This is a genomic window from Actinomadura macrotermitis, assembly GCF_009604375.1.
GTDB classification, from domain to species: Bacteria; Actinomycetota; Actinomycetes; order Streptosporangiales; family Streptosporangiaceae; genus Spirillospora; species Spirillospora macrotermitis.
Genome location: NZ_WEGH01000003.1, coordinates 48356 through 62533, shown reverse-complemented (window position 1 = coordinate 62533; position 14178 = coordinate 48356). Strand labels below are relative to the sequence as shown.

Annotated in this window: 12 protein-coding genes; 8 read left to right on the top strand and 4 right to left on the bottom strand. The window is 72.9% G+C overall.

Annotated elements, in window-relative coordinates; genetic code table 11:
• Positions 1–179: 179 nt before the first annotated feature.
• Entirely contained in the window at positions 180–1454 is a 1275-nt protein-coding gene (clpX, locus tag ACRB68_RS21500) for an ATP-dependent Clp protease ATP-binding subunit ClpX (RefSeq protein WP_328594549.1), read from the top strand.
• A gap of 226 nt (positions 1455–1680) precedes the next feature.
• On the opposite strand, the gene ACRB68_RS21495 is transcribed toward clpX, so the two are convergent.
• The 3 genes from ACRB68_RS21495 to ACRB68_RS21485 form a co-directional block, all read right to left on the bottom strand.
• Positions 1681–2379 carry a response regulator transcription factor gene (locus tag ACRB68_RS21495; RefSeq protein WP_153535357.1) on the bottom strand — a complete coding sequence of 233 codons (699 nt, stop codon included), beginning with the start codon at positions 2377–2379 and terminating at the stop codon, positions 1681–1683.
• A complete protein-coding gene (locus ACRB68_RS21490) occupies positions 2376–3155 on the bottom strand; it encodes a sensor histidine kinase (protein WP_153535355.1) in 780 nt (259 codons plus the stop codon). The genes ACRB68_RS21495 and ACRB68_RS21490 overlap by 4 nt, the downstream gene beginning before the upstream one ends.
• Positions 3156–3263: 108 nt before the next feature.
• Positions 3264–3950, bottom strand: a complete 687-nt coding sequence (locus tag ACRB68_RS21485; protein ID WP_153535353.1) for a hypothetical protein — start codon at positions 3948–3950, stop codon at positions 3264–3266.
• A gap of 136 nt (positions 3951–4086) precedes the next feature.
• On the opposite strand from ACRB68_RS21485, the gene ACRB68_RS21480 reads away from it, so the two are divergent.
• The gene (locus tag ACRB68_RS21480) at positions 4087–6675 is read left to right on the top strand and encodes a valine--tRNA ligase (protein ID WP_153537521.1); all 2589 of its coding nucleotides are present in this window, start codon (positions 4087–4089) and stop codon (positions 6673–6675) included.
• A 459-nt stretch (positions 6676–7134) separates the two neighbouring features.
• Positions 7135–7698: a hypothetical protein gene (locus ACRB68_RS21475; protein ID WP_153535352.1), complete on the top strand. Its 564-nt coding sequence runs from the start codon at positions 7135–7137 to the stop codon at positions 7696–7698.
• Here the strand turns inward: ACRB68_RS21475 and ACRB68_RS21470 are convergent.
• On the bottom strand, positions 7695–8903 hold the full coding sequence (locus ACRB68_RS21470; protein ID WP_328594548.1) for a folylpolyglutamate synthase/dihydrofolate synthase family protein: 1209 nt from the start codon (positions 8901–8903) through the stop codon (positions 7695–7697). The genes ACRB68_RS21475 and ACRB68_RS21470 overlap by 4 nt on opposite strands.
• A 181-nt stretch (positions 8904–9084) precedes the next feature.
• Between ACRB68_RS21470 and ACRB68_RS21465 the strand changes: the two genes are divergently transcribed.
• From ACRB68_RS21465 to ACRB68_RS21445, 5 genes are all read left to right on the top strand, one after another.
• Entirely contained in the window at positions 9085–10455 is a 1371-nt protein-coding gene (locus ACRB68_RS21465; protein ID WP_153537519.1) for a bifunctional folylpolyglutamate synthase/dihydrofolate synthase, read from the top strand.
• Positions 10452–10778, top strand: a complete 327-nt coding sequence (locus ACRB68_RS21460) for a DUF4233 domain-containing protein (RefSeq protein WP_328594547.1) — start codon at positions 10452–10454, stop codon at positions 10776–10778. The genes ACRB68_RS21465 and ACRB68_RS21460 overlap by 4 nt, the downstream gene beginning before the upstream one ends.
• 107 nt (positions 10779–10885) lie before the next feature.
• Positions 10886–12337: a hypothetical protein gene (locus ACRB68_RS21455; RefSeq protein ID WP_153535348.1), complete on the top strand. Its 1452-nt coding sequence runs from the start codon at positions 10886–10888 to the stop codon at positions 12335–12337.
• 97 nt (positions 12338–12434) lie between these two features.
• Positions 12435–12842, top strand: a complete 408-nt coding sequence (gene ndk, locus ACRB68_RS21450) for a nucleoside-diphosphate kinase (RefSeq protein WP_328594546.1) — start codon at positions 12435–12437, stop codon at positions 12840–12842.
• 277 nt (positions 12843–13119) lie between these two features.
• On the top strand, positions 13120–14154 hold the full coding sequence (locus ACRB68_RS21445) for a rod shape-determining protein (RefSeq protein ID WP_153535346.1): 1035 nt from the start codon (positions 13120–13122) through the stop codon (positions 14152–14154).
• The last annotated feature ends 24 nt before the right edge of the window (positions 14155–14178 follow it).

Genomic DNA, 14178 nt, shown 5'->3' with positions numbered 1-14178 from the left:
GGGCACCTACCTCGGGTCCTGTCCGCCGTGACAGGACGGGATCCAAGTAGGACGCCCTAGGGGCTTACCTAGTCCGTTGGAGGCGGTAACGTCGAATCCAACGTCGAGAGCCTTCGGGACGCAACCGAGCTGCGCCGCAACCTCTCAGGCGGGCGGCCCCACGAAAAGGAGACAGTTGGGTGGCACGCATCGGCGACGGTGGTGACCTGCTGAAGTGCTCGTTCTGCGGAAAGAGCCAGAAGCAGGTCAAGAAGCTCATCGCGGGTCCGGGCGTGTACATCTGCGACGAGTGCATCGATCTCTGCAACGAGATCATCGAGGAGGAGCTCTCCGAGACCTCCGACCTCAAGTGGGACAGCCTGCCCAAGCCGCGGGAGATCTACGAGTTCCTCGACGGCTACGTCATCGGGCAGGAGACGGCGAAGAAGGCCCTTTCGGTCGCCGTCTATAACCACTACAAGCGCATCCAGTCCGGTGACACCGGCCGGGACGACGCGGTCGAGCTGGCCAAGTCGAACATCCTGCTGCTGGGCCCCACCGGATCTGGCAAGACGCTGCTCGCGCAGACGCTCGCCAAACTCCTCAACGTCCCGTTCGCGATCGCGGACGCCACGGCGCTGACGGAGGCCGGATACGTCGGCGAGGATGTCGAGAACATCCTCCTGAAACTGATCCAGGCGGCCGACTACGACGTCAAGAAGGCCGAGACCGGGATCATCTACATCGACGAGGTCGACAAGATCGCTCGCAAGAGCGAGAACCCGTCGATCACCCGGGACGTCTCGGGGGAGGGCGTCCAGCAGGCCCTGCTGAAGATCCTGGAGGGGACCACCGCGAGCGTGCCGCCGCAGGGCGGCCGCAAGCACCCGCACCAGGAGTTCATCCAGATCGACACCACCAACGTGCTGTTCATCTGCGGTGGCGCCTTCGCCGGCCTGGAGAAGATCGTGGAGTCGCGGGTCGGCAAGCAGGGCATGGGCTTCGGCGCGGTGATCCGGTCCAAGACCGAGTTCAGCGAGTCGTCGGCGCACCTGGCCGAGGTGATGCCCGAGGACCTGCTGAAGTTCGGGATGATCCCGGAGTTCATCGGCCGGCTCCCGGTCATCACCAGCGTGCACAACCTGGACCGCGAAGCGCTGATCAACATCCTGACCGAGCCGAAGAACGCGCTGGTGCGCCAGTACCACCGCCTGTTCGAGCTGGACGGGGTCGACCTGGAGTTCACCGACGACGCCCTGGAGGCGATCGCGGACCAGGCCATCCTGCGCGGGACCGGCGCCCGGGGCCTGCGCGCCATCATGGAGGAGGTCCTCCTGTCGGTCATGTACGAGGTGCCGAGCCGGGTCGACGTGGCCCGGGTCGTCATCACGCGCGAGGCCGTCCTGGAGCACGTCAACCCCACCCTGGTGCCGCGCGAGCGCAGCAAGCGCGAACCGCGGGAGAAGAGCGCCTGACGGTGTGAACGTGGTGCAGCCCCGGCCGGATGCCCATCCGGCCGGGGCTGCACGCGTATCTGCGGAACTTTCGTCCCGGACGAACCTCGGCCACCGCGAGCGCGTCCGGAGGCTGCAGCGGGAACCGAAGCCGAAGGCGAGGTTCCCGCTGCAGATCGCGAAGCGATGCAGCGCTCGCCAAAAAGCCGGTTAGGCCGAGCCGCCAGGCGAGGCCGTAGGCCGGATTTTACGGAGTACCAGCGTTCTTCGTGGTCTCGCCGAGGCCGGCCTCGCGGGCCAGGACGATCGCCTGGGCGCGGTCGGCGACGTGCAGCTTCATGAAGATGTTGGAGACGTGGTTGCGGACCGTCTTCTGGCTGAGGAACAGCGTCGCGGCGATCTCGGCGTTGCTGCGGCCCTGCGCGATCAGCTCCAGCACCTCCCGCTCCCGCTCGGTGAGCTGGGGGAAGGCGGCCTGGCGCGGGTCGGGCATGTCGGTGAAGTAGGTGAGCACCCGGCGGGCGATCTCGGGGCCGTAGATGGCCTCGCCCGCGGCGACCGCGCGCACCGCGCGGGCGATCTCCTCGGCGCCCGACTCCTTCAGCAGGTAGCCGCGGGCGCCCGCGCGCATCGCGGCGAAGACCGAGTCGTCGTCGCGGAACATCGTCAGCACCAGCACGCCGATGCGCGGGCTGGTCCGGGTGATGGTGCGGGTCGCCTCGATGCCGTTGCCGCCGGGCATGTGCAGGTCCATGACGACGACGTCGGGCTGCAGCTCGGCCGCGAGCCGCACGGCGTCGGGGCCGCACTCGGCCTCCGCGACGACGTCGATCCCGCCGAGGGCCTGCAGCAGGCCCTTCAGGCCCTGCCGGAAGACCGGGTGGTCGTCGGTGATGAGGACCCGGATGGCATCGGTGCTCGTCGCCTCGCGTCCGTTTGCAGTCATGTTCGCCCGCCTTTTCCGTTCGGGGGCCGATGATACGGGGGAACGGCCAGCGGCAGGCGCGCCGAGACGATCGTCCCGCCGCCGGTGCGGGAGTTGATGACGCAGCCGCCGCCGACCTCGGCGGCCAGCTCGCGCATGGTCGCCAGGCCGCCGCCGGGCAGGGCGCGCAGCGGCTCGGGCAGACCGACGCCGGAGTCGGCGACCATCAGGTGCAGGTCGGCGCCGCGGCTCAGCAGGACGAGCGCGGTCGCGGCGCGCGCGTGCTTGCGGATGTTGGCGACGGCCTCGGAGACGATCCAGTACGCGGCGACCTCCACCGCGGCCGGCAGCCCGTCGGGATCGCCGTCGAAGCGGACGTCGACCCGGTCGCAGCAGCCCTCGGCGAGCGACTCGATCGCCGCGACCAGGCCGAGGTCGTCCAGCGCGGGCGGGCGCAGCCCGTGGGCCAGCTCGCGGATCTCCCCGACGGCGCCGGCCAGGCGGTCGCGCAGCTCCGACAGGACCGGCTCGATCCGCTCGGGCTCGCCGGCGAGGGTGAGCCGCGCGGCGTCCAGCGACATCGCCAGGCTGGCCAGGGTCGGGCCGAGGTCGTCGTGCAGGTCGTGGCGGAGCCGGCGGCGCTCCTCCTCGCGGGTGGCGAGGATGCGCTCGCGGGACCGCTGCAGGTCCGAGGTCAGCCGGAGCAGGTGCGGGATGCTCGCCAGGTGCGCGGCCGCCGCTCCCGCGGCGAACGCGCCCGCCAGCCCGGCGGCGCGCCCCAGTAGCGCTGCCCGCATCCCGCACCTCCTTCCGCCGTGGCCTCCAGCCTGGCGGGCGGGATGACCCGGTGTCAGGTGACAGGTGTCCCGATCACGGCGGGAACCGTTCGCCGCTCCGCTGCGTCGTCAGTCCTCCACGTCGGCGCGGATGCGCCGCATGATCGCGGCGACCGTGGTGGAGTCCCAGGTGCGCGACGTCGACAGCGTGCTGCCGTCGGGGACCGGCATGACGGTGCCGATCGAGGTGCCGGTCTCCCAGGCGCAGATGGCGCTGGAGTAGCTGCTGGAGGAGGTGACCGGGTTGCGGATCGTGGTGCAGACGGCCTTGCCGTCGCCGCCCGCGTCCGAGATCGGCAGCGTCAGCGTGTTGATCTTGCCTTCGACCTCGAGGTCCACCGCCGAGCGGAACCGCGAGTACAGGGTGTCGTCGTCGAACCCGGTGCCGGTGCCGCCGACGAACAGGTACTTCTCCGAGCCGCTGCCGTAGACCGCGGACTGGATGTTGCGGGCCCGGTACAGGGTGGTCCGCATGATGATCGAGCGCTGCGAGCTGATCTGCGACGTCGACTTGGTCTCGGTGTAGGTGTCGCGGGTCATGCCGCCCGCGACGGAGGGGGTGGAGATCTCGTGCTTGGCGTTCAGGCCGATCACCACCAGGACCACCACCACGATCAGCGACAGCACCACGATGCCGCCGACGACGAGCCCGGCGATCAGGCAGCCGTTGGACGAGCGGCGCGGGGGCGGGCCATAGGGGGCCGCCCCGTAGCCGTAGGGGGCGCCGGGCGCCGGCGGGGGGTTCCAACCGCTCACTTGCTCTCCTTGGTCGGCCGGGCGAGCGGCAGGGGGCTGGGCTCGGCCGGCGGGCTTGGATCTTTGACGCACACCGAAGGCGGCGCGTGCCACCGTCCGGATCCCCGTAGAATCCGGTCCCGTGACTCAGCCCAGCATGGAGCGCGGCCCGGGCGCCGCCGACGTCGACCTGCCCACCCAGTACCAACCGGCTAACGTCGAGGGCAGGCTTTACGAGCGCTGGGTATCGGCAGGTTACTTCACCGCCGATCCGGGAAGAAAGCCAGGTTCGCCCGCCTACTCGATCGTCATCCCGCCGCCCAACGTGACCGGCTCGCTGCACATGGGCCACGCACTGGACCACTCCATCCAGGACACCCTGGTCCGCCGCCGCCGCATGCAGGGCCACGAGGTGGCGTGGGTGCCGGGCATGGACCACGCCGGCATCGCCACCCAGAACGTGGTGGAGCGCGAGCTGGCCAAGGAGGGCCTGTCCCGCCACGACCTCGGCCGCGAGGCGTTCGTGGAGCGGGTGTGGCGGTGGAAGGGCGAGTCCGGCGGCCGCATCCTCGGCCAGATGCGCCGGCTCGGCGACAGCGTCGACTGGTCCCGCGAGGCGTTCACCATGGACGACGCGCGCGCCCGCGCCGTCCGCACCATCTTCAAGCGGCTGTTCGACGACGGCCTGATCTACCGCGCCGAGCGCATCATCAACTGGTGCCCGCGCTGCCTCACCGCGCTGTCGGACATCGAGGTCGAGCACGCCGAGCGCGACGGCGAGCTGGTCTCCATCCGCTACTCCGACGAGGTCGTGGTCGCCACCACCCGCGCCGAGACGATGCTCGGCGACACCGCGGTGGCCGTGCACCCCGAGGACGAGCGCTACAAGCACCTGGTCGGCACCGAGATCGAGCTGCCGCTGACCGGCCGCCGCATCCCGGTCGTGGCCGACGAGCACGTCGATCCCGAGTTCGGCACCGGCGCGGTCAAGGTCACCCCGGCGCACGACCCGAACGACTTCGAGATCGGCCGCCGGCACGCGCTGCCGTCGATCTCGGTGATGGACGAGCGCGGCGTGATCACCGCGCACGGGCCGTTCGAGGGCCTGGACCGGTTCGAGGCGCGGCCCGCCGTGGTCGCCGCGCTGCGCGAGCAGGGCCGGATCGTCAAGGAGATCCGCCCCTACGAGCACTCGGTCGGGCACTGCCAGCGCTGCGCCACCGTGGTCGAGCCACGGGTGTCGCTGCAGTGGTTCGTCAAGGTCGAGCCGCTGGCGCGGGCCGCCGGCGACGCCGTCCGCGACGGCCGCACCACGATCCACCCGCCGGAGATGGCGCCCCGCTACTTCGAGTGGGTCGACAACATGCACGACTGGTGCATCAGCCGCCAGCTGTGGTGGGGGCACCGCATCCCGGTCTGGTACGGGCCGGACGGCGAGACCGCCTGCCCGGGCCCGGACGAGGAGCCGCCGGCCGGCTGGACCCAGGACGGCGACGTGCTGGACACCTGGTTCTCCTCGGCCCTCTGGCCGTTCTCCACCCTCGGCTGGCCGGACCGGACCGCCGACCTGGAGCGCTTCTACCCGACGTCGGTGCTGGTCACCGGCTACGACATCCTGTTCTTCTGGGTCGCCCGGATGATGATGTTCGGGCTGTACGCGATGGACGGCGTGGTGCCGTTCGAGACCATCGCCCTGCACGGCATGGTCCGCGACCAGAACGGCAAGAAGATGTCCAAGTCGTTCGGCAACGTCGTCGACCCGCTGGACTGGATCGACCGCTACGGCGCCGACGCGACCCGCTTCACGCTGCTGCGCGGCGCCAACCCCGGCGGCGACGTCCCGGTCGCCGAGGACTGGGCGCAGGGCTCGCGCAACTTCTGCAACAAGCTGTTCAACGCGACCCGGTTCGCGCTGCTGAACGGCGCGCACACGCGCGGCGCGATGCCGGCGGAGATCTCCACGGTCGACGCCTGGATCCTGTCGCGGCTGCAGACCGTCATCGCCGAGGTCGACGGGCACCTGGAGTCCTACGAGTTCGCCAAGGCGTGCGAGACCCTGTACCACTTCGCGTGGAACGAGGTCTGCGACTGGTACGTCGAGCTGGCCAAGGTCCAGCTCGCCGACGAGCGCGGCGACGCGACGCGCCGGGTGCTCGGCGAGGTGCTGGACAAGCTGCTGCGGCTGCTGCACCCGGTGATCCCGTTCGTCACCGAGGAGCTGTGGACGTCGCTCACCGGCGCCGAGACCGTCGTCACCGCGGCGTGGCCCGTCCCCGAGGACGCCTGGGCCGACAAGGACGCCGAGGCGGTCGTGGAGTCGCTGCAGCGGCTGGTCACCGAGGTCCGCCGGTTCCGCGCCGACCAGGGCCTGAAGCCGGGCCAGAAGGTCGCCGCCGCGCTGGAGTGGGGCGGCTCGCCGCTCGCCCACCACGAGGAGGCGGTCCGCTCGCTGCTGCGGCTGACCGCGCCGGGCGAGGGCTTCGCCGCCACCGCCTCGCTGCCGGTCGAGGACGCGGTCGTCCGCCTGGACACCGCCGGCGCCATCGACGTGGTGGCCGAGCGCAAGCGCCTGGACAAGGACCTGGCGGCCGCCCGCAAGGAGGTCGAGCAGACCCGCAAGAAGCTCGGCAACGAGGCGTTCATGGCGAAGGCCCCGGAGGCCGTCATCACCAAGAACCGCGACCGCCTGGCCCAGGCCGAGGCCGACATCGAGCGCCTGCAGGCGCAGCTGGCTGTGTTGTCTTGATCCTCGTCAAGGGGCCTCGCCTGGCGGCTCGGCCCCTTGACCGTGCTTTGGGCGAGTGCGAATCGCTTCGCGATCGGCCTGGGCGGGGCTCGTCTCCGGCGTCGCCCCGCCCAGGCCGGTAGCGCACTCGCGTGACTATTGAGGTCGCCGGCGCAAAACCCTAGGATCCGTCCGATCGGGACGGTCTGACGAGCCAGGAGTGCCATGGGCGATGCGCCGACCGGGCTGTCCGAACCCTCGCACGACGAATCGGCAGGCCCGGCCTCCTCTCTGTTCGCGTCCGCACCGCCCTGGTGGTCGGCGGAACCGGCGGCGGTGGCGTCCGGGCCCCACCTTGTCGTGACCGACGAGCCGCAGTGGGTTCCGGCACCACAGCCACCGGTGGGCGAGCCGCAGCCCGTCCCGGCACCGCGGCCACCGGCGGCCGAGCCGGGCTCCGTTCCCCTTCCGGTGCCGCCGGTGGGAGAGGCCGCGCCCGCAGGGCGGCCGGGCCTGGTCGTCGCGCTCGGCGTGGTGCAGGCCCTGGTCCTGGTCGCCGGGGTCGGTGCCGCCGTTCAGGTGCATCTTCGCGGCGAACCCGGCTATCGGATCACCGCCCCGGCAGCCGCCGGGGGCCTGCGCCGCGTCCCCGACAGGCCCGTCGCCAGCGCCGCCTATCCGTTCGTCGCGCCCGTCGTTCGCGCGACCGGCCTGCCGCGGACGACCGCCGTCTACGCCGGCGGGAACGGCCGCAGCCTGCTGTTCGTGGGCGGGACGGGCGCGATCGGCGATCCGGCCGCGTTCCTGGAGCGGCTCCGTCCCCGCACCGTGATCACCGAGCACCGCGCCGACCCCGGCGCGCCCGGCGGGCAGGCGGTGTGCGGCCGGTTCGCGGTGCTGGCGAGCGTCCACCTGTACTGCGTGTGGGCGACCGACGGCTCCTACGGCGTGCTCGCCTCCAACGTCCCGGCGCGCGGGACACGGCCCGGCGAGCTGTCGGAGCTGCTGCCGAAGTTCCGCGCGGCGGTGGAGAAGCGGCATTAGGGGGAGAAGAGCCGTTCGGTGTCGGCGTCGGCCAGCTCCAGCACCAGCCCGATGAAATAGACCGTGCCGAGGGCGACCACGCGGCGGCCGAGGCCGTCCAGCGTCAGGTCGGCGGCGTCGACCGTCCGCCAGTCCGCCGGCAGCGGCCGGGTGAAGCGCAGGTGCGCCTGCGGCAGCCGGACGAAGGTGACGGGCAGCCCGGCCAGCTCGGTGATCGCCCCGTCCACGTCCTTGTGGTCGGGCAGGCACACCAGGACGTGGTCGATCCCTCCCCAGCGGGCGCGGGCGGCGGCGAGCGCCGCCGCGATCCCGGCGCGGTCGATCGCGGCGTCCGCCAGCACCTCGGCGTCCGCCGTGGAATGCCAGGACAGCCGCCCGGGCAGGGTGAGCGTGCCGAGGACCTGGCGCACCCGCGCGGCGGGCGGGACCGGGATCCGGCACACCTCCAGCAGGCGCAGCGCGGCGGCGTGGCCGAGCTCGGCGGCCGCGCGGGCGAGGCCGGCCGGCAGCAGGTCCGCGGGGACGCCGCCGGGCGGCGCCGTCTCCACCGGCAGGCCCGCGATGCCCCGCACGGTCTCGGCGAGCACCCCGGCGACCTCGCCGGTCTGCGGCGCCGACAGCACCGCGCGGGTGGCGGGCGCGACGACCCCGGCCTTCTCGGCGGCGATCTCACCGACCGTGTCGCCGAGGACGCCGATGTGCTCGCGGAAGACCGGGGTGACGGCGGCGACGGCGGGCGGGAACAGCGAGACCTCGTCGGAGCGGCCGCCCATCCCGGCCTCCAGCACCAGCACGCCGGCGCCCGCCTGCCGCGCGTGCAGAAGGCCCGCCAGCGTGAACAGCCCGGCGGGGGACAGGTAGCCGCCGGCCGGGGCGGGCAGGGCGTCCATGGCGTCGGCGAGCCGCCCGGCCAGGCCGGCCAGCTCACCGGGCGTGACGGCCCGGCCGTCCACCCGGATGCGGTCGCGGGCGTTGCGGAGCCCCGGGCTCGTCACCGTGCACACGCGCAGCCCCGCCGCCGCCAGCGTCGCCGAGGCGTAGGTCGCCGCGGTGCCCTTGCCCTTGGAGCCGACGACGGTGAGGACTGGACGCCCCGGATCCAGCACGTCCAACCGCCCGGCCAGCGCGCGCGCTCGCTGCACGCTGCGCCGGTCTCCCGGACCGCGCGCCTCCCACTCCCGGAAGAAGACCTCGTCCCCGCTCACTCGTCCGCCCCCTCGGATCGCGCAGCAGTGCTGTGTCCATTGTCCTTCCGGCGGTTCCGCAGGGTGGTGCGAGGCCTGTGAGCACCGAGAGTAGGCTGGCGAGGGCCAATTTCCGCAGCCATGGAGCATCGTGAACCAGTCAACCGAGCCGCTGGACTACCGCGGCGCCGTGAGCGCGATCATGAGCCGGGGCGTGGAGTGGGAGATCGACCCCACCCTCGACCGGATCCGCGATCTGGTGGACGTGCTGGGCGAGCCGCAGCGCGCCTACCCGGTCGTCCATGTGTCGGGCACCAACGGCAAGTCCAGCACCGCCCGGCTGATCGAGGCGCTGCTGCGCGAGCGCGGGCTGCGCACCGGGCTGTTCACCAGCCCCGAGGTGACCACGCTGCGCGACCGGATCGCGATCGACGGGGAGCCGCTCTCGGAGGAGCGCTTCGTCGAGGCCTACCAGGACGTGCTGCCCTACGCGGAGCTGGTCGACGCCAAGGGCGCCGGCCGGGTGTCGTTCTTCGAGCTGCTGACCGCGATGGCCTTCGCCGCCTTCGCCGACGCGCCGGTGGACGTGGCCGTCGTCGAGGTCGGCATGGGCGGCACCTGGGACGCCACCAACGTCGCCGACGGCGTCGTCGCGGTGGTCACCCCGATCGGCCTGGACCACACCGCCTACCTGGGCGACACGATCGAGGAGATCGCCGGGGAGAAGGCCGGGATCATCAAGCCGGGCGCGGTCGCGGTGCTGTCCCAGCAGCCGGTGGCGGCGGCCGAGGTGCTGCTGCGCCGGGTCGCCGAGACCGGCGCCGCGGTGGCCCGCGAGGGCATCGAGTACGGCGTGCTGAGCCGCGAGGTCGCCTTCGGCGGCCAGCAGATCGAGCTGCGCGGCCTGCACGGCGCCTACGGGGAGATCTTCCTGCCGCTGTTCGGCGAGCACCAGGCGAGCAACGCCGCGACGGCCCTAGCCGCAGTGGAGGCGTTCGCCGGCGGCGCCCCGACCCAGGGGGAGGCCAACCTGGAGGCGGCGACCCGGATCGCCCCCGGCGAGGAGTACCACGAGGGCGGCGAGGGGCAGCTGGACCCGGCGCTCGTGCGCAGCGGGTTCGCCAAGTCGGCCTCGCCCGGCCGGCTGGAGGTCGTGCGGACCGGCCCGACGGTGGTGCTGGACGCCGCGCACAACCCGGCCGGGATGGCCGCGACCGTCGCCACGATCACCGAGTCGTTCAACTTCACCCGGCTGGTCGGGGTGTTCGCCGCCGCCGCCGACAAGGACATCGCGGGCGTGCTGGACCAGCTGGAGCCCGTCCTGGCCGAACTGGTGGTCACCCGCAACTCCTCGCCGCGCTCGATGCCGGCCGAGGAGCTCGCCGAGCTGGCCGGGGGCATCTTCGGGCCGGAGCGGGTGCACACCGAGTACCGCCTGGACGACGCCATCGACCGCGCCATCGGCCTGGCCGAGGAGACCGGCGAGTTCCAGGGCGCGGGCGTGCTGATCGCCGGCTCGACGGTCACCGTCGGCGACGCCCGGACGCTGCTGCGGGTGGAGGGGCGCAGGTGAGGGGCCCGCGCGCGCTGCTGGCCACCGTGCTGGTGTGCGAGGCGATCGTGATCGCGCTGGCCATCCCGGTGGCCGTCGCGGTGCTGAAGGTGGACGGCGGCCTGGCCGGGCTGGTGTGCGGGGGCCTGGCGGTCGTCTGCGTGCTGATGGCCGGGCTGCTGCGGTTCCCGTGGGGGGTGGCGGCCGGGTCGGTGCTGCAGGTCGCCGTCATCGCGACCGGGTTCATGGTGCCGACCATGTTCGGGCTCGGCATTCTTTTCGGGGTGCTGTGGGCGGGTTCCATTTGGCTCGGACGCAAGGCGGAAAAGGCGCAGGCGCGCTAAATTCCCGGGGACGGTCCGAAGTTCCGCCCGCCGATATCGGCAATTCGCATTAATTGCTCGATCCGGGCAATTGTGACGGCGGACGGCAGCCTCCGAAGGAGAGCGCGGTGTCCTCCCACGCCGAGTCCCCGCCCGAACCGCCGCCGGCGGCGTTCCCGGAACCACCGGACCCGTCCCGCGCGCCGGGCCGGGCCGCCGCGCTGGCCACCGCGCTGCTCGTCCTGACCGCGCTGCCCGCGATCGCGCTGGCGCTCCCCGACACCAGCCTGAACGTGCTGGCGGACGCGGGCGCCCGGCTCGGCCTGGACGACGCCGGCCGGCGCGCGCTGCTGCGCGCGTCCGGCCTCACCCTGCCCGCGCTGGTGGTGGCGGTGCCCGCCGGGGCCGTCGCGGCCCGCCGCCTCCCGGCCCGCCTGACGCTGCTGGCCGGGCTGGCCCTGCTGCTCGGCGGTGTGCTGGCCGCCCCGCTCGCCGACTCCGTCGCGCTGGCCGGCACGGTGCGCGCGGCGCAGGGCGCGGGCGCCGGGCTCGCGCTGCCCGCCACCCTGGTCCTGGTATGGGAACGCCGCAGCCGCCTCCTCGCCGCGGTCTGGGCGGGCACCCTCGCCGCGGCGCTGCTCACCGCGATGCCGCTCGCCCTGCGCGCCGTCCCGGCGGGCGGGCACGGCACCGACTGGCACACCGCCCTCGCGCCCTTGCCGTGGCCCGCCGCCGCCGCGGTCGCCGCCGCCCTCGCCTGCCTGGCGGCGCGCACCACCGCCGCGCCGCCGCTGTCCGCGCTCCGCCACGCCGAACGCGGCCTGCTCGTGCTGCCGATCGTGCCCGCCGCCGGCCTCGCGTTCCTGGCGGTGCTCGCCGCCCACCGCTGGTCGCCGGGCGGGCAGCTGGCCGTCGCGGCGATCACGCTGGTCGCCCTCGCCGGGCTCGCGCTGGCCGGCGGCGGCGACGCCATCGCGGGCAGCCCGCACGGCTGCGCCCCGGCGATGCTCACCGCCGGGCTGCTCGGCTACCCGGTGGCGGGTCCGCTCGCCGGCCTCACCCAGGACGGGGCGGCCTGGGCACCGCTGCTGCCGTTCGCCGCCGGCGGCGCGGCCGCGCTGCTCGGCGCGCTGCTCACCGTGCGGCTGCCGCACACCGCCCTGCGCGGCGCCGTCCTCACCGGGCACGGGCTGATCGTGGCGGCGGTGCTGCTCGCGCTCGCCACCGCCGCCACCGGACCGTCCGCGCTGACGGTGCTCCCGCTGCTGCCACTCGGCGCGGGCCTCGGCGTCACGCTCGCCGCCGCCCTGCGCGACACCGGCGTCGCCGCCGCCCTGTTCGGCCTCGCCCTCTGCTTCCCCGCCCTGCTCACCGGACAGCTGATGGTGCTGTCACTGCAGATGGGACGGCTGCAGCGCGTCCGCCCCGAAACCGTCGCCGAGCAGGCCCACGCGCTGACCGCCGGATACCGCATGTGGCTGGTCGCGGCGGGCGTGACGGCCGGGCTGCTCGCCGCCGTCTGCGCCCGGACCGGCGCGCGGCACCCCGCCGCGGCGGCTCCGGCGCCACAGGATGGGTAAACTCCGTCCGCGAAGGTGCGCCGGCCGCCCGCGGCCACGCCCCCGCCCACGGCGGGGCGCGCGCCACTCTCATCCACCTGTCTGAGGAGAAACACCCGTGTCCGAGCGCACTCTTATCCTGGTCAAGCCCGACGGTGTCCGCCGCGGCATCGTCGGCGAGGTCGTCTCCCGGATCGAGCGCAAGGGCCTGAAGCTCGTGGCGCTGGAGCTGAAGCACCTGCCGCGCGAGACCGCCGAGGCGCACTACGCCGAGCACTCCGCCCGCCCGTTCTTCGGCGAGCTGGTCGAGTTCATCACCGGCGGCCCCCTGGTCGCGCTGGTCGCCGAGGGCCCCCGCGCCATCGAGGCCTTCCGCGCGCTGGCCGGCGCCACCGACCCGGTCGCCGCCGCCCCCGGCACCATCCGCGGCGACTTCGCCCTGGAGATCGGCGAGAACATCGTGCACGGCTCCGACTCGCCCGACTCGGCCGAGCGCGAGATCAAGCTGTTCTTCCCCGAGCTCTGACCCTGCGGGGGCGACCCCACGCCCCCGGACCCCTGCGGGGTGAACCGCGGGCCCGGGCTCTTTCGCAGGGCGCGGTGGGCGGGCATCACGTTGGTCGTTGTGCGGGACACGCGGGCCGGATCTTCCGGCCCGCGTGTCTTTTATGCAAACAACCCCTGCTGAGCCGGTGTTTTTTGATCGCGTTCCGGCGGCGGGGTGTCTGCCTTGGGAGGTGTGGGCACGTTACGATGGACACGCCGCTCTGCACGCCCGCCAACATGAAGGGCCTCCTTTCTTCATGGGTAACAAGCTGTCTTTTCTTGGCCGTGACATGGCGGTCGATCTCGGCACCGCCAACACACTGGTCTACGTGCGCGGGCGCGGCATCGTCCTGAACGAACCCTCGGTAGTCGCCATCAACACCAACACGGGCAAGATCGTGGCGGTGGGCATCGAGGCCAAGCGGATGATCGGCCGCACGCCCGGCAACATCGTCGCCGTCCGCCCGCTCAAGGACGGTGTCATCGCCGACTTCGACGTCACCGAACGGATGCTGCGCTATTTCATCCAGAAGGTGCACAAGCGCCGGCACTTCGCCAAACCGCGCATCGTCGTCGCGGTCCCGAGCGGTATCACCGGTGTCGAGCAGCGCGCGGTCAAGGAGGCCGGCTACCAGGCCGGAGCCCGCCGCGTGTACATCATCGAGGAGCCGATGGCCGCGGCCATCGGCGCCGGGCTGCCCGTCTACGAGCCGACCGGCAACATGGTCGTCGACATCGGCGGCGGCACCACCGAGGTGGCCATCATCTCGCTCGGCGGCATCGTGACCAGCCAGTCGGTCCGGGTCGGCGGCGACGAGCTGGACCAGGCCGTCATCTCGTTCTCCAAGAAGGAGTACTCCCTGATGCTCGGGGAGCGCACCGCCGAGGAGATCAAGATGGCGATCGGGTCGGCCTATCCCGGCGGCGAGGACGAGCCGCACGCCGAGATCCGCGGCCGCGACCTGGTGTCCGGGCTGCCCAAGACCGTGGTCATCTCCGCCGAGGAGGTGCGCCGCGCGATCGAGGAGCCGGTCAACGCGATCGTGGACGCCGTCAAGACCACGCTGGACAAGTGCCCGCCCGAGCTGTCGGGCGACATCATGGACCGCGGCATCGCCCTCACCGGCGGCGGCGCGCTGCTCAAGCACCTGGACGAGCGGCTGCGCGAGGAGACCGGGATGCCGATCCATCTGGTCGACAATCCGCTGGACTCGGTGGTGCTCGGCACCGGCAAGTGCGTGGAGGACTTCGACTCGCTGCGCCAGGTGCTCGTCCCCGAGTCGCGGCACTGAATCACCCCCCCTCGCTCTAGGAAA

Coding starts and splice junctions, on each gene's coding strand:
- ACRB68_RS21445 (WP_153535346.1), top strand. CDS start 13,120: ATGGGTAACAAGCTGTCTTTTCTTGGCCGTGACATGGCGGTCGATCTC.
- ACRB68_RS21490 (WP_153535355.1), bottom strand. CDS start 3,155: ATGCGGGCAGCGCTACTGGGGCGCGCCGCCGGGCTGGCGGGCGCGTTC.
- ACRB68_RS21480 (WP_153537521.1), top strand. CDS start 4,087: ATGGAGCGCGGCCCGGGCGCCGCCGACGTCGACCTGCCCACCCAGTAC.
- ACRB68_RS21495 (WP_153535357.1), bottom strand. CDS start 2,379: ATGACTGCAAACGGACGCGAGGCGACGAGCACCGATGCCATCCGGGTC.
- ACRB68_RS21465 (WP_153537519.1), top strand. CDS start 9,085: ATGAGCCGGGGCGTGGAGTGGGAGATCGACCCCACCCTCGACCGGATC.